Origin of the sequence: Nocardia sp. NPDC127579 (assembly GCF_042672005.1) — a bacterium.
Lineage (GTDB): Bacteria > Actinomycetota > Actinomycetes > Mycobacteriales > Mycobacteriaceae > Nocardia.
Genome location: NZ_JBHXVZ010000002.1, coordinates 458076 through 483101, shown reverse-complemented (window position 1 = coordinate 483101; position 25026 = coordinate 458076). Strand labels below are relative to the sequence as shown.

Sequence of the window (25026 nt, the reverse complement as noted above, 5' to 3'; positions counted from 1 at the left end):
AGTGAACGGCAGAACCCTCGCGCGAGTCGCGGCGGCAGTGACAACTCTCGGCATCGGCGCGGCGATGACCCTGTCCGGCCCGGCCTCCGCCGAACCGGCCGCTCCCGACCTCGAGGGCGCGCTCACCCAGCTCACCGCCCAGGCCGGGACGGACCTGGCCGCACAGGCCGGCGTCGGCGCGCTGGCCCAGTACACCAAGGTCGTCGACGTCGCGCAGCTGCGCGCGATCAACGGCAACTGGGCGCCGTTCGCCTACGCCGCGCCCACCTTCGGCTGCGGCAGCCACGGGCCGATCACCACGATCGTGGCCGCGGCCAACGCCGAAGCGGTCGCCCTCCCTGACGCTCCGGCCCCCAACCCCGGTTCGCTGCGGTTCAGCGCCACCCCCGCGCACACCGGCATTCCATTGAACTCCGGCCTGGTCGTCTCCTGGCTCAATGTCAACAATGGCCGCAGCGGGCTCGACCTGCTCGACGACCGCACCAGCACCGGACTGCCCTCGCTGTCCAGGACCGTGGACACCGGCCCCGGCGCTGTCATCGCCTCCATGTGGGGCGCCATCAACTACCCGTATGCGAACTGCGTGATGACGCCGACCGTCGGCCTGTTCTTCGTGCCGGACGTTCCGCCGCCGCCCGCGGCGCCGCAGGCCCCGGCCTCGATCGACCAGGACCTGCAAAAGCCCAGCCGCTAGCGCATTTTCGCGAAACAGGCGCCGATATCGGCGGCATGGGCGCGCGGTACCTCCATGGCCAGGAAATGGTTGCCGGTATTGCCCTGCGGCCAGTGCACGATGTCGTTGTCGCGCTCGGCGAGCCGGCGCATCAGCGCGGATCCGCCGCCGTAGGTGCCGGTCGGCACCAGCTTCTGACCCGTCGGCCACGCGAAACCACCGGACTTGCCCAGCCCCTCGTACATCGGCCACGACGACGAGGCCGCCGTATTGGTGAACCAGTACAGGCTGACGTTGGTCAGCAGGTGATCGCGATCCATGACATCCTCCGCGCGGTCGGCCAGCGGGGTGAACTCGTCGAACTTCTGGGTGAGCCAAGCCAACAGGCCGACCGGGGAATCGGTCCAGGCGTGGGCGAAGGTCTGCGGCGCCGCGCGCAACAGGGTGTGATGGTCGACGCCGCCGGTCATCCACTGCTGCATCATGTCCCACTCCGCGCGTTCGTCCGGCGTCATGGACGGAACATCGGCGGCGGTCGGCATGCCGATGCCGCCGTCGAGGTGGACGCCGACCACCCGATCCGGTGCGGCGAGCGCCATCTCCGGGGCGACGTAGGCGCCGAGATCACCGCCCTGGACGCCGTAGCGGTCGTAACCGAGCCGGGCCATCAGCTCGACCCACATGCCAGCCACCCGCTGTACCGTCATCTCCGGCGCCCCCGCGGAGAACGTGAATCCGGGCACCGAGGGGATCACCACATGGAAGGCGTGTGCCGGATCCAGTCCGTGCTCGCGTGGATTCGTCAGCGGCCCGATCGTTTTCGTGAACTCCACGAACGAATTCGGCCAGCCGTGAGTCAGCAGCAGCGGCAGCGCGCCCGGTTCCGGGGACCGAACGTGCACGAAATGCACGTCCAGGCCGTCGATTCCGGTGATGAACTGCGGTAGCCGGTTGAGCTCCGCCTCCTGTGCGCGCCAATCGAATTCGGTGCGCCAGTACTCGGCAAGTTCCTTCAGGTAGCCGACCGGGACGCCGCGGTCCGCGCCCGGCAGCTGCGCCGCCCAGCGGGTTCGGGCGAGACGGTCGTGCAGGTCGTCGAGATCGGCCTGCGGGATGGCGATGGCGAAGGGGCGAAATGTCATGTTTCTCAAGGTAGGAGGCAACTAGGACTGGTTATGTCCTAGTTCTCTGGAACTCTGGAAGACATGACCGACACCCCGGCCCGGCTGCTGCGGCTGCTCTCTCTGCTCCAAACGCCCCGTGAATGGCCGGGCAGCGAACTGGCCGACCGTCTCGGCGTCACCGACCGCACCGTGCGCCGTGATATCGACCGGCTGCGCGACCTCGGCTATCCGGTGACCGCCACGTTGGGCGCGACGGGCGGCTACCGGCTGGTCGCCGGAAAAGCCTTGCCGCCGTTACTACTCGACGACGACGAGGCGGTCGCCATCGCGGTCGGCCTGCGCACCGCGGCCGCCACCGCCATCACCGGCATCGAGGAAGCCGCGGTCCGAGCCCTGACCAAGCTCGACCAGGTGCTGCCCGCTCGCCTCCGCCGCCGAGTCCAGGTGCTCGGCACCGCCGTCACCGCACCGGCCGTCGACGGGCCGACCGTCGACCCCGAAGTCCTGACCGCTTTGGCCGCGGCCGTAACCAACTCCGAGCGTGTGCGTTTCAGTTACAGCGGCGGTACGGACCCGCGCCGGCACGTCGAGCCGGCGGGAGTGGTCAGCCACCGCCGCCGCTGGTATCTCGTCGCCTACGACGTGGACCGTGCCGCGTGGCGCACCTTCCGCGTCGACCGGATCACCGGCCCGCACCCCACCGCCGCCCGCTTCACCCCGCACCAACTCCCCGCCGCCGACCCGGCCGCCTACGTCGCCGGACAGCGAACCGATTGGGCCACACCGGAATTCCGAGTCCAAGTCACCATCCAAGCCCCCGCCACCCAAGTCTCCGGTCGGCTCGGCGACAACCCCGGCGACCTCATCCCCCTCTCCCCCACCACCTGCCGCCTCGACGCCACCCGCGACGACTCCCCCGAATGGCTGGCCCACCGCCTCCTGGCCCTCGACGTCGAATTCGAAGTCCACCAGCCCCCGGCACTGATCACGCACCTACAAGCCATCGCCAGCCGAATAGCCACCGCCACTCAGTCGTAGAACACCTCATCCAAACGGTTAGCAGTCAGCACCCGCTCAATCCACTGCGCCACTTGCTCGAAGTCGGCACCACGAACTCGGCCGTCGACCTCAGCCGACACCGGCCCGAACTTCACAGCCAACTGCCGAAGCAGCATCTCAGCACGGCCACGCGCTTCACCACGCGCTTCACCACGCGCTTCGAGGCGTTCAGCGGTAGTCATGAGGACCTCCTTGGCGGTGGGGCCGATCCGGTCGGCGAGGGGGTTGAGGGCGGCGGGGTCGGTTTCGCTTGTCTTGAAAATGTACGTCACGAAGCACTCCCAGTCAGCCATGCCGCCGGGAGCGGAGATGATGGCGCGGATGTCGTCGATTAGCGGAGCCAGGACGGCTTCGAGGTGACGGTTGCCGGGCGCTGTTTTCAGCAGGATCAGCAGCAGGCGGGCGACAGGGCTGACATCGCGCGCGCTGATCTCTGCAACCCGCTGCGCGGTGAGGTCGTCGAGGTGGAAACGAAAAGTGGGCAGGTATTCGGCGAGGGCAGCGCGAGTGCCGGGCTCGAGGTCGAAAAGGTCGGCCATCTGCGTAGGGGTGACCCACCGGTTGCCACGGGGGCCGGCGTAGATGACGAACGGGATGATCGCGGGCAAGACCTTCGTATTACGGTGCTTATCCGCGTAATCCCGCCAGATGGCGGACATGTACTCCAGCAGGCGCAACGGCATGAGCGCGTCAGGGCTGCTCTGATGCTCGGTCAGGACATAGATGAGCGTCTCGGTGCCGTCGAGGCGGGCGCTGAAGAGGAGGTCGGACTGGCGAGATCTCAGGTGGCGGGTCACGAAGCTGCACGGCAACTGCTTCAGCGAACTCCAGTCCACGCGCGCGGATATATCCTTCGGTAATTGCGAGCGCAACTCTCCAGCCATGTCGGCTGGACGGGCAAGGAAGTGCCGAAAGGTGGCGTCGTGCGGGTTCGTCGGAGTTTCAGGCACGGTTGAGCAAACTACGCCCGACGCTGGTGCGACACACCGAGTTTCAGCGGTCGAACCGCGGGTCAGTAGGCGCCGTAGACGTTGTCGATGGAGCCGTAGCGGGCGGCGGCGTAGTTGCAGGCGGCGGCGATGTTGGCGACCGGGTCGTAGATGTCCCAGGAGGTGCCTTCGACGTGGTATCGCTCGAAGGTGGGGTCGATGACCTGGAGCAGGCCCTTGGAGGGGATGCCGGCGGCCGCGTTGGAGTCCCAGAGGTTGATGGCGTCCGGGTTGCCGCCCGATTCACGGATGATGTTGCGGTGGATGCCCTCGTAGCTGCCGGGGATTCTGAATTTGGCCAGCACGAAGCGGGCTTCGTTGATCCAGCCGTCCAGGTCGTCGGTGAAGTTCGGCGTAGGCGGAGGCACGATGCCCGCGAACGGAGCCGGTAGCTGCCCGACCAGCCCTTGGATCTGATTCTGCTGATCGACGGGCAGCCCCTGCTGGGCTTGCTGCGCCTGCTGCTGCAATTGCTGGGCGGGCTGCTGCAACTGCTCGGGCACGCCCGGGATATCGGCGGCCGCGTAGGCGGGGGCCGCCGCCAGGGTGGCGATCGCGGCGAGGGGGATCAGTTTGCGAAGCGACATGGGACGCGGATTCCTGACTGGTCTATCCGCGGCCATAACCGAACGCGCGGTCTGATTTGGAAGGTCACAGACTGATCGCGGTAGGTTAACTCCACCTGAACAGAAAATGAACAAATAAACCGCTGGATATAGACGCCCGCTCAGAGCGGGATTCTCCATTCGAAATGAGACCCGCATCACAATCGGATGCGCAGCACGCTCCCGCGTTCGGTACTCGCCAGCAACTCGTCGGATCGGCCGAGCACCGGTACCACCGCGGTCAACGGCTCGGTACTCAGCACCGAGCACGCCCCACCGGACCGGGTATCGATCCGCACCAGCGACCCGGACAACGTGGTGACATAAACCACGCCCTCCGCGTCCACGTGCAGGTCATCGGCGAAATCCGGGACACCCGAACCGGTGGAGAGATCGGCCAGCACCGTGCGCGACTCCGGCGCCTCGATGGGGAAACTCAGCACCCGGCCCAGCGGATTCGCGTTCGTCGTCAGATAGGCCGTGTCACCACGCACCGCGATGCCATTCGCTCCGGCGCCGACGGCCCGGTCCGTCCAGCCGCGATCCACCGCACCGTCGCGCCCGATCCGGATGACACCCGAACCGGTCGCGGCCACATAGAGATTGCCCGCGTCGTCGAAGGCCGCGCCGTTGGGCATGGTGAATCCAGCGGCGAACACCTCCGGGTGCGGGTGCACGGCATCCGGGTCGAATCGCACCACACCGCCGGGGATGATCGCGCTGCTCGGCGCGTCACCGTATACGACATAGAGCAAACCGTCCGGCCCGAGCCGGACCGCGCCGGGGAACGCCACGGGGACGGTAGCGGTGAGCTTGCCGGTGTTGTCGTAGCGCTGCACCTCGTTGCGGTACAGCCGTGACACCCACAGGTTTCCGCGCCGGTCGTAGCCCACGTTCTCCGACCAATCCAGCATCGGGGTCGCGGCGGGCAGCGCGGTCGTCACCCGGGCGGCGGCGCACGCGGCCACCGGCTCGGCGCTCGCCGGAGCCATCCCGGCCACCGCCGCACACCCGAACGCGACTACCGCAGCGAGCCTGCGCACTACCATCGGAATCCTCCTCGTGCCGCGATCACGCCGGAGTCTAGACCGGTCGGTAGTCCCCAGTGAACTCGTCTGACCCGCAGCCGGTTTGACACTATCGGGGCATGCCTTTCTTCGACGGACCGCGTGGCCGGATGCACTATCGGCGCTGGCCCGCGGAGAACCACCGCGCCGCACTGGTGCTGCTGCCCGGCATCGGACAGCACACCGGTCACTACCACCGTTTCGCCACCGCCGTGCGCTCCGCCGGCATCGAGCCGTGGGCATTGGACACCGCCGGTCACGGCCTCAGCGAAGGCGATCCCGCCCACCCCGGCACCCTCGCCGAACTCGTCGCCGACGCGCTGTGCCTGATCGAGCTGGTGCGCACCGCACTTCCCGATGCGCCACTGCTGCTCATGGGCCATTCGCTGGGCGCGGTCACCACGCTCGGCCTGCTCGGCGCCGCGATCCCCGATACCCGTTCCGCCGCCGATCTGTCCGCCGTGGAAGCGAACTGCCCGCTGACTCCCAGCCTCGAACCCACCGCACTGGCCGGGCTCGTTCTCTCGGGTGTCCCTCGCCGTGCCCTCGGCGCCGGCACACCCGACGCCCCGGGCACCCCTCTCCCCCATACCCTCCCGATCCTCGCCGTACACGGTCGCGAAGATCGCCGCGCACCGATCGACGCGGTCCGCGACTGGACCACCCGCCACAACTGGGTGAGTTTGATCGAGTACGACGACAGCGGCCACGACCTGCTCCATGAACCGCACTACCGGACCGTGACGACCGACATCTGCGAGTGGATGCTCAAAGTCCTTTAGGCACCGCGGTGCCCGGGCTCTGATCACAAAAGGCCATGCCAGAGCAGGTTTCACGCGCCGAATCCGGCATCGGGGGGAGCTAGCGGGGACCTTTCTGCTTAGACTTGGTCGGGAACGACGTAAGGGGGAAGTGGTGCAGCCGAATACGACAACCTTGAACCGGGCCGTTCACGATGGGCAGCTCTGGATCGACGGTGTGCTGGTCACCGAGGGGGCGCACGAAAAGTGCGCACAGCGCTACGAACTGCTCGCCGAACAGGTCGAAGGCCAGATCGAGGTGTTGCGCGCGGCGACCACGCTGCCCGGCTTCGGCGGCTTCGATTCCGGTGCCGCCCTGCGCACGGGGTTCGAGAACAAGGCCACCGAGGCACTGACCCGGCTGACGGAGTACGCGACGGCCGCACGCGAACTCGCACAGACCTTCCGCGCGGCGGCCGCCGCCTACCGGCGCGGTGACGACGACCTCGCGGTCGCGGTCGGCCGCATGAACCTCGGAGCCGGCGATGCGTGAAATCAAGGTGACCGCCGAACGCTGGCCGCACACCCGCACCGACCCCGACTACGCGCCCAGCGTCGAGATCTTCGACAGCATCACGCACAAGGAAATCCACGATCGGGTCCAGCTGATGGATCCGACCGTGCTCAATACCGGCCAGGTCGCCTGGCAGCAGACCGCCACCGGTCTCGCCGACGCGGTGACCGCGGCGCACACCGAGATTCGCGCCAGCATCGCCGACGGCTGGCGGGGCAGCGCCGCACAGACCGCCGCGGACGCGGTGCTGGCGTTCGAGCAGCAGGGCAGTCAGCTCGCCGATGTGATGTCCACGGTGGCGCAGCGGCTCGGCCAGGCCGGTGACGCCGCCGAGGCGCTGCGTTCGGCGATCGGCATCCCCTCCGACGAGCAGCCGGATCTGGCGGCGGCTCTGCTGGACCCGAACCAGGCCACCGGCAATACCGCCACCCAGAAGGCCACCGAGAACGACCGCCAGGATGTGGTGGCCGCGATGGAGAGCATCTACACCAACGCGTTCATCCAGAGCGGCGCCGGTGTGCCCGCTTTCCCCGATGCCGCCACGGCCGACATTCCGGTGGCCGCCGCAAATCCGAGCGCACCGGGCGTCTCGCTCCAGCTGCCCGTATCCAGCCCGGAAAGCCCGGCGGCGCAACCGGTTTCGACTGTCCCCGCCGCCGCTCAGCCGGAGTCCGCCGCACCGGCGCCGACCCCCGAGTCCGAACCCGCCGCGACCACGCCGGCCTCGGCGCTGCCGGTCGCGAGCCTGCCGAATGCCGCCGTGCCGGGCGAGACCGTCCCCGCGGCGGCCACGGCCCCGGCCGGTGCGACCGTATCGGCCGCTCCGGTGGCGGCGCCGGTCCCGGATCGGCCGGTCCCCGCGTCCGCGGGCGCGCCGGTCAGCCCGGCCGCGGCCACCACGCCCGCGTCCTTCGTGACCACCTCCCCCGCCACCGACGATGAGCGCAAACGGGAGGAACGCCGCCGCGAGAGCAACTCGGAGGCCGTCTCCGGCGCGGGCGCTGGTGCGGTGGGTGGTCTGATGGGCGGCGCGTTCGCCGCCGGAGCCGGCGACTCGCCACGCGGCGGTTCCGGCCTGTCCCGCCCGGCTCCGGCCGCGCTGGAGGACGACGAGGACGACGAATTGCATTGGAGTGACGACGAACTCACCTTCCTCGAACCCGCCGATGAACCCCGGGAACTGATCGGCTCGATGGATCCGACCACGCCCCCGGTGGTCGGCGAATGGACCGAGCTGGAGTGAACGCGCCCGTCCCCTCCGGGAGTTCGCCGATGAATTGGACATTGACTCCCGACCAGTTCGCTATGGCCTGGTCGCGCACCGACGGCGATCGGATCCCCTATCCGCTCGCCGTTCGGCTCTCCGCCCGCGATACCGCCGAGCGGGCGGCTCAGCTGCCCGCCCTGGAAACCTGGTGTGAGCGGGTGCTCGATGCCGAACTGGCGGCGGCGATGCGCGCGCTGGCCGATCCGTCGGTCCGGGTGGAGGTCTTCGGTGAACGGCAGTTCGGCGAGCCGGCCCCGCGCACCCGACCGGCCCCGGCGGAGCCACTACCCGGGACGGTCGGCGCCGCGCTGCCGCTGGACGGACCGGCCCTCGCGGACGAATCCGCGCGACCCGTCCGGATTCTCGGTGCCATCTCCGGCAATATCGCGGTGGTCGCGGCGCAGCGCCCAGGTGCGACCCCGGATCGCGGCGGCGAACTGCGACTGTTCGTCACCACGCCGAAAAACCTGCCGTCGCGGCTGGTCTCGATGCTTCCGAAGAATTCCCCGGGCGGTCTGGCCCGATTGACCGCGCCGGTCTCGAAGGTCACCGAGGACAGCCGTGACCTGGTCACCATGCCGGTCTCGGGGCCGAGCACGCCGACCCGAATCCGCAAGCTGCTCAACCATCCCCGCGACGGCATCGGCCAGATCGTGGTCTCGGTTCGCCGCCCGGACGGTGACCTGCGCCCGTTCGGGGTGCTGTGCTGGATCGACGTGCGCGGCGACGGCCGCTACACGGTCCGCACCGGCACCGATGTCGATATCACCCCGGTGGACGCGGAGGGTTTCCGTGATGCCCTGCGCCCGATGCTCACCGCCGCGGAGAAGAAGACCACCGCCTACGCCCAGACCTGGTAACCCATCGGTGACCTGAGTCACTGGATGTCACAACACCGTGTGGCGCGGTGTCATGATGTCGACCCCCGGAATACGCGACGGAGAAGGATCGACACCATGGGCGAGCACGCCACCGATCGGGCGACCGAGAGCTTCGTCGCACACCGCAATCTGCTCTTCACCGTCGCCTACGAGATGCTGGGCTCGGCCGCCGACGCAGAGGACGTGCTCCAGGAGACCTGGCTGCGCTGGGCGGAGGTCGATCTGGCGCAGGTGCTCGACGAACGCGCCTACCTGGTCCGCATCACGTCCCGGCAGGCGCTGAACCGGCTGCGAACCATGAGCCGCCGCAAGGAATCCTATGTCGGCCCGTGGCTGCCGGAGCCGTTGCTCACCACGCCGGACGTGGCCGAGAACGTCGAGCTCGCCGAGAATCTGTCCACCGCGCTGATGCTGGTGCTGGAGACGCTGTCGCCGACCGAGCGCGCGGTGTTCGTGCTGCGTGAGGTGTTCGATGTGAGCTACGACGAGATCGCCGCCGCGGTCGAGAAGACGCCCGCCGCGGTTCGCCAGATCGCCCATCGCGCTCGCGGGCATGTCGATGCCCGGCGGCCGAGGTCGGTGGTCACCCCGAGCCAGACCCGCGCGGCCCTGGACTCGTTCCAGCGAGCCCTGGAAACCGGCGATCCGCAGGTCCTGCTCGACATCCTCGCGCCGGAAGTGGTGCTGCTGGCCGACGGCGGCGGCGTCAAACAGGCTGTGCGCCGCCCGATCCTGGGCGCGGACAAGGTGGCCCGCTTCGTCATGGGCGGCCTCGGCAAGCTCCAGCAGGTGTTCAGCACCCGCCCCGCCACCGTCAACGGCCACCCGGCCCTCGCGTGGTATCTGGACGGCGAGTTCGACGGCATGATGACGCTGCGCATCGAAGACGACCGCATCACCGGCCTCTACTTCGTCCGCAACCCCGAGAAACTCACCCGCGTCGACTCCGAGCACGTCCTGACTTTCCGCTGACCGGATCCGCCTCAGCTCAGGCGGAGGAAACCGGCGAGGTCCGGAAGGTCTTCGGCAGTGGTGGGAAGGTATTCGGTCAGCAGCGGAGAGCGGATGATCACGGCTTTCCACATGGCGCGGCCGAGCGCGGCGTGGATCAGGCTGCGGGACAGCAGGAACCGCATGCCGAAGGGGGCGTCGGCCGGATTGGAGGTCGTCATCGACAGCAGGACGACGGCGGCTTCGCGGCCGCGGAAGCGGTCGGGGGTGCCGACGAGGACATCGTCGATCTTGGCGCGCGCCAGCAGGGTTCGGATCCGCCCGACCTGGGCGCTGTAGGGGGCGACGACGAAGATGTCGTGCGGGTGCAGGCGGCGGGTGACCGCGCCGACGGTCCAGGAGGTGCCGAGCAGCGCGCGGATCCGGCGCACCACCTCCTTCGCCTCGGCCACCGATTCGGTGGTGTTGCCGTAGTGCTCGACCAGCACGGTTTCCATCCCGGGCGGTACCCCGTCGAGTTGCCGTGCCAGCGTGACGGTCTCGTTGGATCGCAGCCGGTTGTCGTAGCAGACCCGCGAGATCGGCTCGCAGACCCGCGGATGCAGCCGCCAGGTCCGGTCCAGGAAATAGCCGCGTTCGGCGGGCAGCACCGCCCGTCCTTCAGCCAGCCAGCCGAGCACGGACTCCCCGACCGGCTCCGGATGCGCGCCCTGGCTGGCGGTGGGCCCGGGATCGCCGAGCAGCAACAGATTGCGCGCGCTCAACCCGACGGCGACGGTATCGGCGAGCGCGAAATCGCCCGCGTCGGCGATCACCAGCAGATCGAGGCCGTCGTGCGGAATCAGCTGCTCGTCGGCGAAATCGGCCGGCGTGCCCCCGATCACACAGCCGTTGACCGCATTGTCGAGGAACCGGCGATACTTGGCCGCGTCGATCACGGCCCATTCCGGCTTGACCGCCTCGACATCCTTCTTGGCCACCAGTTCCGGCAGCACCCCGATCTCCACCACCGCGTCGAGCATGTTCTCCACGGTCGAATGCGCGTGCGCGACAACACCGATCCGCCACTTCTGCCGGGTCACCAGGCTTTCGATGACGCGGGCGGCGGTGGAGGTCTTGCCCGTACCGGACGGCCCCTGCACGGCGAGGTAGGAGTGGTCCAGATAGCGCATGGCCGTGGTGATGGCGGCCGCGTGATCGCCGTGCACCTCCGGCAGCGGGCCACCGCCGCGCAGCCGCGGCGCGCGCCGGGCCAGGATGTCGAACACCGCCTCACACGGGATCTCGGGCAGGGTGACCAGCATTTGCTGGGCGGCGAGTTCGACGGTGCGCTCGATGTTCTCGTCCCAGTCGGGTAGGCCGGGCGCGATGGCGGTGGGCAGGTCGTCGTAGGGCTCACAGCCCTCGGGCAGATCCTCCTCCAGCCGGACCGTGTCGTCGAAATCGGCGTCCACGGAGCAGCCGAGCACGGTCGCGGTCGCGATGGCGCGCTTACCGGCGGCGGCGATCATGCCGGTGGCCATCGGCCGCTCGTAGATCGTGTAGACGGTGGTGCCGGGTGTCAGCGCGACGCCACGGGACCAGCCGGTGCCGATCCGGCCGGTGAGGGTGAGATAGCGGCGCATGGTCGGCCGGTTCAGGCTGTGATGCCATTTGGTGTCGACGGTGCCCCACTCGGCGACGAGTACACCGGGCGCGTCGGCCCATTCGTCCACCGGATGGTCGAGCCGATCGGCGTGGGCCAGGCGCAGCGGCTGCCGCTCGCGCCGGTGATAGCCGAGCACGGCCGCCATGAGCGCGGCCGGATGCGGTGTGCCCTCGTCGCGGCGCTCACCGCGCACGGTGGGCCGCACTTCGCGGTGGGTCACGGCGAATTCGGTGAGCGCCGCCTCCAGTGAGGACGGGTGGGTCGCCGTGACCTCGGCGGGCAGCGCGCCCGCCGGTGTCATCGGGGAGTCGGCCCGCACCTCGGCGGCGCGGTCCAACAGCCAATCCCGCAGCCGCAGCACGATCGCGCCGTCGCGGTCCTCGGGCGCGCCGGGCAACAGCTCGCGCAACGCCTCCAGCGTGTAGGACCGCACGCCGACGGCTACCGCGCTGCGCACGATCGGGTACAGGTCGATCAGGACGCCCGCGTTCAGCAGATTCTCGACGAGTTCGCCACCCGCGCCGAGACTTCCGGCGCCGCGCAGCAGCGCGTCGCGCACGGTGCGCCGATAGTGGTAGACCCGCATCGCCGGATACTGCTGCCGCTGCCGGGTCAGGCGATCGGCCACCTCCGCCAGCACCCGGCGCTGTTCGGCCGCCGCGTCCGGCCCGGGCGGTACGCGCGCGGACAGATGCGTCGTCGCGGGTCCGGCTATGTCGACGACGAAGTCCCGGCCCGGCGTGTCCTGGATGGTCAGCGCCAGATCACCGGGTGAAACCGGAGGTAGCGCGCCGAGCGCGAGCGCGTCGAGCAGCGTGTGCGCGGGATGGCCGGAGGCGGCGGACCGCAACTGGATTCGCGCCTGCCGGCGCAGGGTGGCGAAGGTCCGCGGCGGCACGCCGCTCACCGTCGTTTCCGCGCCCGCGAGCCGGTCGAGCGTGGCGATACCGGCTTCGCGCAGCCGCGCCCGGACCGGACTCGGCATGCCCGCCACCAGCATCAGGTCGCGGGCGGCGGTGAGCGCGGCGGCACAGGTCGGGCAGGTGCCGCAGGCGAGATAGCGGGGATCGCCCCACTGCACGGGCAGCAGTTCGCTCAGCTTCTCGTCCAGGATGCGGGCCAGTCTGCGCCGTCGGGCCTGATAGACCGGCACGAGGTCGGCGAGTGGGAGATCGGTTGCGGCCGTGTCCAGATACAGCCGGACGGTGGGCGCGGTGAGCCCGCCGCCGTGTTCGAGCGCATCGGCGCAGGCGGCGAGTTCGAGTGCGGCGCCGACCAACTCGAGCTGGCCCGGCGCGGTGCCCTGCACGGTGTAGCGCACGCGATGCCCGGCCCGCACCAGGAAGTCGCAGGAGCAGGCGAAGATCCCGTCGAAGAAGGTCGCCCCCGCGATGACGTGCACGCCGGACCGCAGCGCCGCAATGGTTTCCGCGTGCGCGGCGCGCAGCGCCGCGACCCGGACCGCCGGATCGCCGGATTCGGTGCGCACCGAGGGCACCTCGACCATGGTGGCGCCGAACCGGTCTCGGAAATCGGCGAGCCGCAGCACCGCGGCCTCGTCGAAATCGGCGGCGACGCCCTGCCGGACCGGGATGTCGGAGTCCGCTGCCGCCGTATCGTTCAGGTAGCCGAGTTCGGCGTCGAGCCGACGCAGCAGCTCGAACTCACACCGTGCCGCGCGGACCAGGTCCACCGCAGTACAGACGACACGATCACCGAACACGAACAAACGCGGTCCTCCTGTGTCTTCACCGACCCCCGACCGGAGGTCCGAGGGGCGCCAGAGGAACCCCCACAGAACTCGGACGGCATCACCTTAGCCAGTCGCTTCGATCCGGTGACGCGCAGCGTCCTCAGGAGCGCGGTTTGCGCCGTTCGGTGCGCTTGCCGGGGCCGCGGTCCGGGCGCGGACCGCGGCTGAACTGGCGGTGCGCGGGGCCACCCTCGTCGAGTTGCAGCTGGATCAGCTGACCGCTGATCCTGGTGCGGCGCAATGCCTCCAGGGTCTCCGGGGGCAGGTTGGCGGGCAGTTCGACCAGGCTGTGATCCGGGCGGATGCTGATGTGCCCGAAATCGCTGCGGCGCAGGCCACCCTCGTTGGCGATGGCGCCGACGATGGCGCCGGGCACCACGCGATGCCGCTTGCCGACACTGATCCGGTAGGTGGCGAGTTCGGCGCCGGTGCCGCGGTGGAAGCCGGTTCCGCGCTCTTCGTCGAAGCGGCGCGGACGCTCGGGCCGGTCCCGATCCCGGCGCGGGCGCTCGATCGGCTCCGGTTCCGGCTCCATCAGGAACTTCTTGCCGTCGTAGGCGCCGACCGCGAGCGCCGCCGCGATATCGACCAGCGGCGTGTTGTGCTCGCTCTCGTAATCCTCGATCAAGCGGCGGAACAGCGCGACATTGTCCGAGGACAGGTTCTCGGTGATGGCGTCGCCGAACTTGGCCACCCGCTGCGCGTTCACATCGTCGACGCTGGGCAGCTGCATTTCGGCCAGCGGATGCCGGGTGGCGCGCTCGATCGCCTTGAGCAGGTGGCGTTCGCGCGGCGCGACGAACAGCAGCGCCTCGCCGCTGCGGCCCGCGCGACCGGTGCGGCCGATGCGGTGCACGTAGGACTCGGTGTCGTGCGGAATGTCGTAGTTGACCACGTGCGAGATGCGTTCGACGTCCAGGCCGCGCGCGGCCACGTCGGTGGCGACCAGGATGTCCAGCGCGCCGGACTTCAGGTGGCCGATGGTCCGTTCGCGCTGGTTCTGCGCGATATCGCCATTGATCGCGGCGGCGGAGAAACCGCGGGCGCGCAGCTTCTCGGCGAGCTCCTCGGTGCCCTGCTTGGTGCGCGCGAAGATGATCATCGCCTCGAAGGTCTCGACCTCGAGAATGCGGGTCAGCGCGTCCAGCTTGCGCTGATGCGAGACCTGCACCCAGCGCTGGTTGATGTTGGTGTTGGTCGTCGTCTTGGTCTTGACGGTGATCTCGACCGGTTCGTTGAGGTACTGCTTGGAGATCTTGCGGATCGCCGAGGGCATGGTCGCCGAGAACAGCGCGACCTGCTTGGAACGCGGAGTGTCGGCCAGGATGCGTTCGACGTCCTCCTGAAAGCCCATCTTGAGCATCTCGTCGGCCTCGTCGAGCACCAGATACTGCAGCTCGGACAGGTCGAGCGTGCCCTTCTCCAGGTGATCGATCACACGGCCGGGCGTACCGACCACCACGTGCGCACCGCGCCGCAGGCCGGACAGCTGCACGCCGTAGGCCTGGCCGCCGTAGATCGGCAGCACGTTGAGTCCGGAAATGTGCGAGGCGTAGCGGCCGAAGGCCTCGGCCACCTGAATCGCGAGCTCCCGGGTCGGCGCGAGGACCAGCGCCTTCGGGGATTTGCCGGTCGTGTCCAGACCCATCAGGATCGGGATGGCGAACGCCGCGGTCTTGCCGGTACCGGTCTGCGCGAGGCCGACGACGTCGGAACCTTCGAGCAGCGGCGGGATCGTCGCGGCCTGGATGGGCGAGGGCGACTCGTAGCCGACATCGGCGATGGCCGCGAGCAGGCGGTCATCGATGCCGAGATCGGCGAAGGTCGGGCCGTCGTTGCTGTTCCTGTCGTCGCCAGGACCATCATCCAGCACGCTGTCGACCTCATTGGTACTCATTGACCAGGAGTTTACTGCCTGCGGGTAGATGTCTCGGCCACCGGCCCAATACGGTGTGACCTATGGCTCCCAATGCTTCGCCAGCACATCAGGAATCGGCCGAAGCGGACACCCCGGTGGTGGTCGCGGTGGTGCAGTTCGCGCCCGGCACGGATCCGACCGCCAATCTCGCGGCGCTGCGCGAGCACGTCGAGGTGGCCGCCGGACGCGGCGCGCGCGTGGTCGTCGCGCCGGAGTACTCGATGTTTGCCGTCTCCCGGTTGGACGCACGGGTGGTCGCCGCCGCCGAACCGCTGACCGGACCGTTCGTCACCGGTCTCGGGGCGATCGCGGTGGAGTTCGGCGTCCACCTGGTGGCGGGCATGGTCGAGCGGGACGAGGCCGACGCCGCACGGATCCGCAATACGCTGGTGGTGCTGGATCCGTCCGGCAAGCTCGTCGCCCGGTATCGCAAGGTGCACCTCTACGACGCGTTCGGGCACCTGGAATCGGAAATCGTGCACGCGGGAGAGATCACCGAGCCGGCGCTGTTCGCCGTGGACGGGGTCACCTTCGGCCTGCAGACCTGTTTCGATCTGCGCTTCCCGGAGGGCTTCCGGCGCGTCGCCGCCGCCGGGGCGCAGGTGCTGCTGCTGCCCGCGCAGTGGATCCCCGGACCGGGCAAGGTCGATCAGTGGACGACGCTGCTGCGGGCCCGCGCCATCGAGAACACCGTGTACGTGCTCGGCGCCGATCAGTGCGGCCACCGGGGCGCGGGCTCCTCGATGATCATCGATCCGACCGGCAAGGTGCTCGCCGAGCTCGGTGACGAGGCGGGCGTGCTGACCGCCGAGGTGAATCTGGCCCACCTGAGCGGGGTGCGCGCCACCAATCCCAGCCTGGCGCTGCGCCGATTCGCGATCTCCGAGCGCTGACCCGCCGGTCGCGGGGGTGGCGGCCGGGTCACGAGCGGGCGTAGCGTTTTCATCGATGATCTACGTCGATCGGGCTGCCGCCGGTCGCGCGCTGGGTGCGGATTTGGCGCACCTGCGGGCGTCGCACCCGCTGGTGCTCGGTCTGCCGCGTGGCGGGGTCCCGGTGGCGGCGGCCGTACACGAGATCATCGGCGGCGATCTGGATATTCTGCTGGTCCGTAAGCTCGGCGTGCCCTGGCAGCCGGAGCTGGCGATGGGCGCGCTCGGCGAGGGCGGCGCCCGGGTCCTGAATCGTGATGTGCTCGAGCACATCACGGTGGCCCCGCAGCTGTTCGCGGAGCTCGAGCACCGGGAGCGGACCGAGCTGGAACGCCGTCGGCGGCTCTGGCGCGGCGAGCGGGCCCCGATTCCAATGGCGGACCGGGTCGTAGTCCTGGTCGATGACGGAATGGCCACCGGTGCGACGGTTGTCGTCGCCTGTCGGGTAGCGCGCTCGTGCGGGCCCGCCGGTCTGGTGGTCGCGGTCCCGGTCTCCTCCGGTGAGGCGATGGACCGGGTCGTTCCCGAATGCGACGAGCTCGTCTGCCCGTGGGTGCCGGAGTCCCTCGGCGGGGTCGGCACCGCCTACCGGGACTTCCACCAGCTGACCGACGACGAGGTCACCGCCCTGCTCGGCTAGTCCTTACCGACCCCGGCCCTCCCGCGCCGGGCGGACACTTCCAGAGCTCCGCGTGCCGGGGATCGGTCGGCCTGCGGACAGGATCGCGTGGAGTGAGCTCGGTCAGGCGAGGTCGCGGCGGGTGAAGGCGAAAACGCCAACACCCGTTGCGGCGATACCCGCGAGGGAAAGCACCGTCAGCGGAACGGGATTCACGGCGACGCCTGGCAGGTGCGGAACATGGTGGAACAGCGACAGATTCATGATCGGCGTCGGCAGCCGCATGGACGGGCCGAGGATCGAAACCACCGCCGACTCGGCGAGCAGGATCCACACCAGCCAGGTCAGCGCCGGGCGCACCCCGATCAGCAGGACGGCACAACCGAGCAGGAACAGGATCGCCGGCAGCTGCGCGAGAGCGGCGACCCCGACCCGTCCGGCCTGCGCGAGATCACCGGTCCGCACCCCGTGCGTCGAACCGATCGCGCAGCCGATAATCCCCAGCAGCACAACCGAAGCGGCAACCGCGGTGACGATATGGGTGGCGGCCAGCCGCCATCGCGGCAGCCGTCCGGCCAGCAGCAGATCGGCGCGGCCGGCGACCTCTTCCTGGCGGATCCGCAGCACCGTCGAGACCGCCGCGCCCGCCGTCGCCATCGCGAACAACAGCGTCACCATGGCCAGGAAGCCGTCGACCACGTTGACGTTGAAACCGGTGAGCAGCTTCAGCATGCCCTGGGTGCCCGCGGAGATCTGGGTGACATCGGCGCCGGCCGCCCCGAAGCCCGCACCGAGGGACAGCAGCGCCCCAGCCCAACCGGCGAGCGCACCGCGATGAATCCGGACGGTCAGTCCGAGTGGTGTTCTCGTGAACGCGCCGGCGGTGGCGGCGCCGGGACGCGGCGCGGACAGGCCCGCATCGTGATCACGCACCGATTCCAGCCGCAGCGCGAGCCCGGTCAGCACCGCCACACCCGCGGCGCAGAGCCCGACCGGCCACCACTGGGTGCTGCCGAACGGGTGCATCTGCTGCGCCCAGCCCAGCGGCGAGGCCAGCCGTAATGCGGTGCTTTCGGCGCTGTCGCCCATGGCGCGCAACAGATATGCCGCGCCGAAGACCCCGTACGCGATGCCGTACGCGCCGCGCGGCTGCGCGGTGATCTGCGCCGCGAACAGCGCGATGGCCGCGAAAACCATTCCGGTGCAGCCCATCGCGATGCCGAAGGCCACTGCGCCACTGGCGCCGGTCCCGGCGAGCACCAGCGCCGCCGCGGCCCCCGCTCCGAGCACAGTGTTGGTGGCGGCCGCCATCAGCAGCACCGCGACCGAGTTCGCGTGTACCCCGAATCGGCCCGCGCGCAGCAGCTCCAACCTGCCGAATGCCTCCTGCGCCCGGGTATTGCGGACGACCACGACGATATTGACGAGCGCGACCGCGAGCGTCAGATACCAGCCCAGCTCGAAGACCGCGATCCCGCCGAGAGTGGTCAGGGCATCGGGCGGGCCCTGCAGGGCGGCCTGGGCGGTCAGCCGACCGGCGATCGAGGCGTAGGTCATCCGTTCCAGACCCGCTGGATACAACCCGTCGACCCCGAGGGTGCCGAGGTACATGCAGGCGATCACCGCGAGCACGGCCGCGGCCAGCCCACGCCAGTTGGTCCCGATCGAAAGACGCAGCGCAACAGCCAGATTGGTCATCGCCCGGCCTCGATCGCGTAGTGGCTGAGGAACAGCTCCTCGAGTTCCATCGCACCGGCACCGACCGGGGCACGCAGCTCGTCCGCGGCCAGGGTCCGCACCGCCCTGCCCTGCCGCACGATGGTCGCACGGTCACAGAGCTTTTCGACCTCGCTGAGTATGTGGCTGGACAGCAGCACGGTGCGCCCCTGCGCGCGCACCTCCTCGACGCAGTGCGTGAACTGGCGTTCCATCAACGGGTCCAGACCGCTGGTCGGCTCGTCCAGGATGAACAGCTCGACCTCGGCGGCGAACGCCGCGATGAGAACCACCTTCTGGCGGTTGCCTTTCGAGTAGGTGCCGCACTTGCGCGACGGGTCGAGCTCGAACCGCTCGATCAGTTCGGCGCGCCGTCCCGGATCGGCCCCGCCGCGCAGATCGGTGAGAATATCGATCACCTCGCCGCCGGTCAGCGACGGCCACAGGTTGACATCGCCCGGCACATAGGACATCCGGCCGTGGATGTCCATCGCGTCGCGATAGGGATCTTTGCCGAACACCGTCACCCGGCCCGCGCGCACCCGCAGCAGTCCGAGCAGTATCCGGATCGTTGTGGTCTTTCCCGCGCCGTTGGGCCCGAGGAACCCGTGCACCTCCCCCGCCCGCACCTCGAGATCCAATCCCCGCAGGGCATGAACCTTTCCGTAACTCTTGACCAGCGATTCCGCCTCGATCACGTTCATCACCGAAGTATCGGCAGGCGGCCCCGCGCGAGGCTTGTACAGATCGGTCGCATTCCCCACACCCAGGCGAAATAAGGCTAGCCTCAGGACATGCACGGATGGTTACGGGTGCACGACTGGAACATTCAAGCGGACCGGCTCGTTTTCGACGCGGAATTCGGCGGCGTCTGCGCGCAACCGCACGCGCATCCGATACTGCAGATCACCATGGTCACCCGCGGCGAATTCGAAGTAGGCGACGGCAGCGGCGAGTGGTTGCGCTGCCGGGCCGCCGTCATTCCGCCCGGCGCGCACCACACGGCGCGCGGCGGCGCGGGCACCCGGGTGCTGTCCATCCACCTGTTCCCCGGCAGCCGGGTGGGCCGCGCGATCACCGCACGCCATCGGCTCCGCGACGACCCCGCGACCTGGGTGGCGGCCGCCGACGGCATCCAGGAACCGCTCGCCGGCGACGACCGGCCGCTCCGGGTACGCGCCGACGCGATCGTCGAATCACTGTGCGACACGGGTTTTTCCGAACCTGCCCACCCGCAGCTATGGGACGCCATGCGCCTGCTGAGCGCCCGACTGCCCGGACGGGTGCGCCTGCCGGACCTGGCAGCGGCGGTGTTCCTCTCGCCCGGCCGGCTCGGCAAACTGTTCCGCGCGCAGACCGGCGGCACCTTCCCGGCCGTTGTGCGCTGGACCCGGCTGCTCTACTGGGCCGGAGCGGTACTGAACGGCCGTTCGCTCACCGACGGCGCGCACGTAGCCGGATTCACCGACCTGGCGCACGCCAACCGGGTGTGCCGGGAGATGACCGGCCTCGGCCCGAGCGCACTGCTGGATGCCGCCGCCACGATGCTGTGGGCGGCGGAACCGGAATCCGGTTCAGCCGAAGCAGTTTCCTTCGCCACGATAGGTCGGGACCGTGCTGCGAGCGTCGCCGTCGACGAGATGGATCTGGTCGAAGCGCTCGCACAGTTCGCCCGCCTTGGCGTGCCGGAACCAGACGCGGTCGCCGATCTCCAGCCCGGCACCAGCCTGCAGCGGCGTCTGCACCTCGCCGGCGCCTTCGGTACCGATCAGTCGTAATCCGCTGGGCCACACCGGCTTCGGGACCCGGGTCGGACCGGCGGGCCCGGAGGCGATGTAGCCGCCCGCGAACACCGTCGCGATCGAGGGCGTCGGCTTGCGCAGCACCGGCGTGGCGAAGTACAGGGCCGGGCGCGGGGTGAAGGACCGATAGTTGTCGAACAGCGTGGGCACGTAGAGACCGGAGCCCGCGGTGACCTCGGTGACGTCCGGGTCGGCGACGCTGACCTCGATCGAACCGGTGCCGCCGCTGTTCACGATCTCGAGCTTGCCGACCTCGGAGCGGACCGCGTCCAGAACCAGCCTGCGGCGCTTGGTGATTTCGACCGCAGATGCCCGTTTCACCAGGCGCACGGCCGGATTCGAGTCGGGCAGCCCGGCGATCTGCGCCTCGTAGGTCATCACGCCGACCACCCGGAAGCCGCGTTCGCGGGCTCGACGGGCCAGTGCCGCAGCCTGTTCCGGGGTGCGGATGGGCGAGCGGCGCACGCCCAGATGCAGCGGGCCGATCCGCAGCGAAGCATCGACATCCAGGCAGATGCGCGGTCGCACGGCGGAACTGCCGACGGCGGCCCGGATCAGGTCGAGCTGAGCGGTGTCGTCGATCATGAGGGTGATCGAGTCGAGCAGAGTGGCGTCGGCGGCGAGTTCGGCCAGCGCGGCCCGGTCCACGGTCGGGTAGCCGAGCAGGATGTCGCGGGCGCCCAGGCGGGCCAGCCACAGCGCCTCGCGCAGCGAGTAGCCCATGATGCCGGCGAAACCGCCGTCGGCGGTCAGGCCGGAGCCGAGGACTTCTTCGAGGATCGCGCGGCAACGCACGGACTTGCTGGCCACGCGAACAGGAGTTCCGTCGGCCCGGCGCACCAGGTCGGCGACGTTGGCCCGCAGGACGGCCAGATCGAGGGCGGCCAGCGGCGGGTCGAGCTCGGCGGTGGCGGCGTGCAGTCCGGCTACAGGCGATGTCACGCCATCCATGCAACCACCAAACTGGTCACACGTCCAGAAAATCGGGGATCAGGCTTCGGCGGCCCGGGTGGTCAGGCCACTGACCAGGTCGTCGAGCACGACGAGCGTCGTCTCGTCATTGCAGTCGGCAAGCCAGCGCAGCACCGTGCCGTGCAGCACCGAGACCACATAGCAGGCGATGGACTCGGTCGGCTCCAGCCACTGGGTACCCGAGCGCTGCGCGCACAGCTCCAGAAAAACGGAGACCTCGCTGTCCATCTCCCGGAAGCGCGCCGAGGTGGCCGGTTCCGGCACGCATTCGGTCTGCACCTCCCAGCGCTGCCGCAGCGTCTGCACGGTCGACTCGTAGGCCCGAATCTGTTTGGCCGGAGCGGCTTTCACCAGCGGCCAGTAAGCGCTCACCCCCGCATGCAGCAGCACCCGCAGCGCGCGCACCCCGGTGAAATCGAGCGAAGCGGCCGCTTTCTCCACGGCATCGCAGATGGTCGGCCGAACCCGACTCTCCGCTATATCTCCACGTGCGCTCAACGATGGCTCCCTCAGCGAAAGATCTCGCGCACCCTCGTCGGCCGCGACCCGATCGAACTGCTGAACCATCCGTACTGGATCCTCGTGACGATCCCGGACTGCCCGGCCCAACATGCGTCAATGGTAGAGGCTTTTCCGGTTTCAAGAATGGATTCGATGGGTAATTACGTACCGGAAGAATGTTTTGTAACCTAAATGGGATGTTGTTGCGACCAGTTGGTATGTAATTCACCCCCCGGTCAGCGCCCAAATCCAGGGCTCTAAACGCATCATTCGAAACTTTAAACCTCAACCAGAACATCCAGCCCTGATGTGATGGACGCCACATCGTCGCGCCGCCAAGGGCGTGTCGGACCGATAGTGTGAATCGGTGACATCCACGCCCGCTGATCAGTCCCTCATTCCAGGCACCTTCAACCTCCGCGACGTCGCCGGACTTCGCACCGTCGACGGCGCCAAGGTCCGCCCGGGCGTGCTGCTGCGCTCGGCTCAGCTCAGCCGCCTCGACGCCGACGGCCACACCGGACTGCGCCAGCTCGGCGTCAGCGACGTGCACGATCTGCGCGGACTCCGCGAGATCGACCACATGGGCCACGACAACCTGCCCGAGGGCGTCCGCCTGCACGTCACTCCGTTCGATTCCCGGATGGGTGAGGCGCCGCCGCACGACGCCCAGACCACCTCGGCCTTCGAGCACATGCTCGACGTCTATCGCGAATTCCCCGCCCTGCCCGAAGCGGGCGCGGCGATTCGCGCCCTGTCCGAATCCATCTTGCGCGACCAGGGCGCGGCCCTGGTGCACTGCGCGGCCGGCAAGGACCGCACCGGCTGGGCGGTGGCGGCACTGCTGCACGCGATCCAGGTGACCGAGGCCGACATCCTCGGCGACTACCTGCTCAGCAATGGTGCCGTCCCCCTGCTGCGCGCCATGCTGACCCCGAAACTCGCCGCAGGCGAAGAACTCTCCGACGACCTGCTCGGCGTGCGACCCGAGTACCTCACGGCGGCGACCGAAACGGTCCGGACCCGCCACGGCGGCTTCGATCAGTATCTGAGCACGATCGGCATCACGCCCGCGGTGCGCGCGCGGCTGCGGCGACGCATGCTGGAGTGATCCGGGTTCCCGGCCGAAATCGGGCCGGGACACCAGCATTCGATGCTCAGTCGCGGCGGACCAGTCCGTCCGCGTCGATGCTGACCTGATCTCCGGTGTGGAACCAGGTGCCGGTGAAGCGGGCCGCCGTGGCGTTCGGGTCGCGCCAGTAGCGGCGCGTGACATTCGGCCCGCGACAGAGCAACTCGCCGTGTCCACTGCTCGCGTGCGGTCCGTAGAGCGCCAATTCGGTTCCGCCGAACGGAAATCCGAGCACCGTGCGGGAATCGGCGGTGGCCTCCACGGCCAGGCCGATCCCGCTGGTCTCGGTCGCGCCCCAGACCGACCAGTGCCGGGCGCCCGGGAACAGCTCACGCAGCGTCGCGGCCTGGCCGACCGGGGTGGCCGCGGCACGTTCGGCCCGGTGGCCCGCACTGCATATCCGCGAAACCCCCTCGGAGCCACGGCTTTCCCGCACCCGCGCGAGCTCCGGCAGCAGCCGCGCGAAGATTCGCGGGGTGGCCGAGACCATGTCGATCCCCTCGGCCGCAACGGTTTCCGCGAGCCGAGCCGAATCCGGGACCAGCACCACGGTGCCGCCGACGGCGAAGGTCGGCAGCACCTGGTCCACGCACCCGCTGGCGTGCGCGAGCGGCAGCAGCACCAGATTGCGCAGACCGTCGGTGGGCAGATCCAGCGCGCCGACCACCGAGCGCACGGCCGAGAGCAGGTTCTCGTTGGTCAGCTCGACACCGCGCGGATGCGCGGTGCCGGTGGTGTAGCACAGCAGCGCCAGATCGCTCAGCGCCGCACCGTCATCGATGAACGCGGCGCCATCGGGCAGATCGGCCCCGAGCACGAAATCCGCGCAGCTGTCCTCGATGACGCGCCGCGCCGCGGCCGGGGACAGGCCGTCGGGTACCAGCACCGGAACCGCACCGCTGAGCAGCGCGCCCAGGAACGCCTGCACCCAGCGGGCGCCGGCGGGCAGGTGGATGGCGACCCGGTCGCCGTAGCCGATGCCGTGCTCCTGCAAACCGCCCGCCACCCGGGACGCCGAATGCCACAGTTCGCGATAGGTCAGGCGGGGCCCGCCGATCTCGACCACCGCCTCCCGGCTCGAGAAGGCGTGCACCTGCAGATCCAGCAGCTCGGTGAGCGCCGGGGTGAGGTTCCCGTAGCGCAGGACGCCGTCGGCGCCGCGCGCTAGCGGGTTGTCACTGGCAGCAGGCGGTTTCAATGGATACTCGATCAACAACTGCTGCGACATGTCATCCTCCGCGTGCCTCGGTTCTACAGGCACTGCGACTATATGACGCCCATCACAGTTGTGCGGGGATTTAGGTCAGCGCCCCGTGTAAGTCGCTTTGCCGGGACCGACTTCGAGGAAGCTGCGCACCGCACCCCGCAGGTCCGAGGTCTCGAACAGCGCACCGGAAATCTCCGGCGTCACCGAATCCGCGTGTGCCACACCGCCGGAACGCCACGCCTCGATGATCGCCTTGGTGGCCGCGTGTGCCTTGGTCGGTCCCTGCGCCAGCCGATGGGTGAGCTCGCGGGCGGCGGTCTCGACGTCCTCGTGCACCGCGTTGACCACGCCCCACTCCGCCATGGTCGCGGCGTCGTACAGATCGCCGGTCATCACGAATTCGCGCGCCCGCCCGGAACCGGCGCGCTCAGCCAGCCGCTGCGGGCCGCCCATCGACGGGGTCAGGCCGACCACGGTCTCCACCAGACCGAACTTCGCCTTCGGCGCGGCCAGAATGATGTCGCAGGCCACCGCCATCTCGAAGGCGGCGGTCAGCGTCAGCCCGTGCGCGGCGAAGACCACCGGGCACGGCAGCGCCTCCAGCGGGTGGATGATCTGGGCGAACAGCGTGCGCCACAGCTCGGCGCCCTGCTCGACGCCGAGCCCGTCGAACACATGCACGTCCACACCGCCGGAGACGACCTTGCCCTCGGCCCGCACCAGCAGCGCGCGCGGCGGGCGCGCGGTCAACTCGGCCAGATCCGCGACGAGCGCGTCGAGCATCGCCTGGTCGAACAGATTCAGTGGCGGATTGGCCAGTGTCAGCACGGCGATCTCGGCGCCGCTGTCGGTGGTCTCGCGCTCCAGCCGGGTGGCCTTCATATCACTCATTCGGC

Annotated in this window: 21 protein-coding genes and 2 pseudogenes; 11 read left to right on the top strand and 12 right to left on the bottom strand. The window is 69.4% G+C overall.

Annotated elements, in window-relative coordinates; genetic code table 11:
• Position 1: 1 nt before the first annotated feature.
• Positions 2–694, top strand: coding sequence for a hypothetical protein (locus ACFVMC_RS09770; protein WP_379208618.1), 693 nt, complete (start codon positions 2–4; stop codon positions 692–694).
• Here the strand turns inward: ACFVMC_RS09770 and ACFVMC_RS09765 are convergent.
• Complete coding sequence (locus tag ACFVMC_RS09765; RefSeq protein WP_379208616.1) at positions 691–1815, bottom strand: epoxide hydrolase family protein; 1125 nt, start codon at positions 1813–1815, stop codon at positions 691–693. The genes ACFVMC_RS09770 and ACFVMC_RS09765 overlap by 4 nt on opposite strands.
• A 63-nt stretch (positions 1816–1878) precedes the next feature.
• Here ACFVMC_RS09765 and ACFVMC_RS09760 point away from each other — a divergent pair, with 63 nt between their 5' ends.
• On the top strand, positions 1879–2835 hold the full coding sequence (locus ACFVMC_RS09760) for a helix-turn-helix transcriptional regulator (RefSeq protein WP_379208615.1): 957 nt from the start codon (positions 1879–1881) through the stop codon (positions 2833–2835).
• On the opposite strand, the gene ACFVMC_RS09755 is transcribed toward ACFVMC_RS09760, so the two are convergent.
• The 3 genes from ACFVMC_RS09755 to ACFVMC_RS09745 all read right to left on the bottom strand — a co-directional run bounded on the left by ACFVMC_RS09755 (position 2826) and on the right by ACFVMC_RS09745 (position 5499).
• On the bottom strand, positions 2826–3806 hold the full coding sequence (locus ACFVMC_RS09755; RefSeq protein WP_379208613.1) for an Rpn family recombination-promoting nuclease/putative transposase: 981 nt from the start codon (positions 3804–3806) through the stop codon (positions 2826–2828). The two genes, ACFVMC_RS09760 and ACFVMC_RS09755, sit on opposite strands and share 10 nt — an antisense overlap.
• 62 nt (positions 3807–3868) lie before the next feature.
• Positions 3869–4432: a transglycosylase SLT domain-containing protein gene (locus ACFVMC_RS09750; protein ID WP_379208612.1), complete on the bottom strand. Its 564-nt coding sequence runs from the start codon at positions 4430–4432 to the stop codon at positions 3869–3871.
• Between the two features lie 176 nt (positions 4433–4608).
• A complete protein-coding gene (locus ACFVMC_RS09745; protein WP_379208610.1) occupies positions 4609–5499 on the bottom strand; it encodes an SMP-30/gluconolactonase/LRE family protein in 891 nt (296 codons plus the stop codon).
• 98 nt (positions 5500–5597) lie between these two features.
• On the opposite strand from ACFVMC_RS09745, the gene ACFVMC_RS09740 reads away from it, so the two are divergent.
• The 5 genes from ACFVMC_RS09740 (at position 5598) to ACFVMC_RS09720 (ending at position 9951) form a co-directional block, all read left to right on the top strand.
• Positions 5598–6299: an alpha/beta hydrolase gene (locus ACFVMC_RS09740; protein WP_379208608.1), complete on the top strand. Its 702-nt coding sequence runs from the start codon at positions 5598–5600 to the stop codon at positions 6297–6299.
• Positions 6300–6432: 133 nt separating this feature from the next.
• The gene (locus ACFVMC_RS09735) at positions 6433–6810 is read left to right on the top strand and encodes a hypothetical protein (protein ID WP_379208606.1); all 378 of its coding nucleotides are present in this window, start codon (positions 6433–6435) and stop codon (positions 6808–6810) included.
• Positions 6803–8074 carry a hypothetical protein gene (locus ACFVMC_RS09730; RefSeq protein ID WP_379208604.1) on the top strand — a complete coding sequence of 424 codons (1272 nt, stop codon included), beginning with the start codon at positions 6803–6805 and terminating at the stop codon, positions 8072–8074. Before ACFVMC_RS09735 ends, ACFVMC_RS09730 begins: the two co-directional genes overlap by 8 nt.
• 29 nt (positions 8075–8103) lie before the next feature.
• On the top strand, positions 8104–8958 hold the full coding sequence (locus tag ACFVMC_RS09725) for an ESX secretion-associated protein EspG (RefSeq protein ID WP_379208603.1): 855 nt from the start codon (positions 8104–8106) through the stop codon (positions 8956–8958).
• A 96-nt stretch (positions 8959–9054) separates the two neighbouring features.
• Positions 9055–9951 (top strand): RNA polymerase sigma-70 factor, encoded by an 897-nt coding sequence (locus tag ACFVMC_RS09720; RefSeq protein ID WP_379208601.1) that lies wholly within the window; start codon positions 9055–9057, stop codon positions 9949–9951.
• Between the two features lie 11 nt (positions 9952–9962).
• On the opposite strand, the gene ACFVMC_RS09715 is transcribed toward ACFVMC_RS09720, so the two are convergent.
• Positions 9963–13301, bottom strand: coding sequence for an AAA domain-containing protein (locus ACFVMC_RS09715; RefSeq protein ID WP_379208599.1), 3339 nt, complete (start codon positions 13299–13301; stop codon positions 9963–9965).
• Positions 13302–13431: 130 nt separating this feature from the next.
• A complete protein-coding gene (locus ACFVMC_RS09710; RefSeq protein ID WP_379208598.1) occupies positions 13432–15228 on the bottom strand; it encodes a DEAD/DEAH box helicase in 1797 nt (598 codons plus the stop codon).
• A 62-nt stretch (positions 15229–15290) separates the two neighbouring features.
• Between ACFVMC_RS09710 and ACFVMC_RS09705 the strand changes: the two genes are divergently transcribed.
• Positions 15291–16142: a carbon-nitrogen hydrolase family protein gene (locus ACFVMC_RS09705; RefSeq protein ID WP_379208596.1), complete on the top strand. Its 852-nt coding sequence runs from the start codon at positions 15291–15293 to the stop codon at positions 16140–16142.
• A 55-nt stretch (positions 16143–16197) separates the two neighbouring features.
• Positions 16198–16821: a phosphoribosyltransferase gene (locus ACFVMC_RS09700; RefSeq protein WP_379208594.1), complete on the top strand. Its 624-nt coding sequence runs from the start codon at positions 16198–16200 to the stop codon at positions 16819–16821.
• 102 nt (positions 16822–16923) lie between these two features.
• On the opposite strand, the gene ACFVMC_RS09695 is transcribed toward ACFVMC_RS09700, so the two are convergent.
• Positions 16924–18498, bottom strand: coding sequence for an ABC transporter permease (locus tag ACFVMC_RS09695; RefSeq protein WP_379208592.1), 1575 nt, complete (start codon positions 18496–18498; stop codon positions 16924–16926).
• Between the two features lie 71 nt (positions 18499–18569).
• Positions 18570–19220, bottom strand: a pseudogene (locus tag ACFVMC_RS09690) (ABC transporter ATP-binding protein); the annotation flags it as partial.
• 90 nt (positions 19221–19310) lie between these two features.
• On the opposite strand from ACFVMC_RS09690, the pseudogene ACFVMC_RS09685 reads away from it, so the two are divergent.
• Positions 19311–20033 (top strand): annotated as a pseudogene (locus tag ACFVMC_RS09685) (helix-turn-helix domain-containing protein); the annotation flags it as partial.
• 57 nt (positions 20034–20090) lie between these two features.
• On the opposite strand, the gene ACFVMC_RS09680 reads toward ACFVMC_RS09685, so the two are convergent.
• Both ACFVMC_RS09680 and ACFVMC_RS09675 read right to left on the bottom strand, forming a co-directional pair.
• Positions 20091–21269, bottom strand: a complete 1179-nt coding sequence (locus ACFVMC_RS09680; protein WP_379208590.1) for an amino acid deaminase/aldolase — start codon at positions 21267–21269, stop codon at positions 20091–20093.
• Positions 21270–21308: 39 nt separating this feature from the next.
• Complete coding sequence (locus ACFVMC_RS09675) at positions 21309–21788, bottom strand: TetR family transcriptional regulator (protein ID WP_379208589.1); 480 nt, start codon at positions 21786–21788, stop codon at positions 21309–21311.
• A 370-nt stretch (positions 21789–22158) separates the two neighbouring features.
• Here ACFVMC_RS09675 and ACFVMC_RS09670 point away from each other — a divergent pair, with 370 nt between their 5' ends.
• Positions 22159–22902: a tyrosine-protein phosphatase gene (locus ACFVMC_RS09670; RefSeq protein WP_379208587.1), complete on the top strand. Its 744-nt coding sequence runs from the start codon at positions 22159–22161 to the stop codon at positions 22900–22902.
• A gap of 46 nt (positions 22903–22948) precedes the next feature.
• On the opposite strand, the gene ACFVMC_RS09665 is transcribed toward ACFVMC_RS09670, so the two are convergent.
• Positions 22949–24151: a class I adenylate-forming enzyme family protein gene (locus tag ACFVMC_RS09665; protein ID WP_379208585.1), complete on the bottom strand. Its 1203-nt coding sequence runs from the start codon at positions 24149–24151 to the stop codon at positions 22949–22951.
• 75 nt (positions 24152–24226) lie between these two features.
• The gene (locus ACFVMC_RS09660) at positions 24227–25021 is read right to left on the bottom strand and encodes an enoyl-CoA hydratase/isomerase family protein (protein WP_379208583.1); all 795 of its coding nucleotides are present in this window, start codon (positions 25019–25021) and stop codon (positions 24227–24229) included.
• Positions 25022–25026 lie beyond the last annotated feature (5 nt).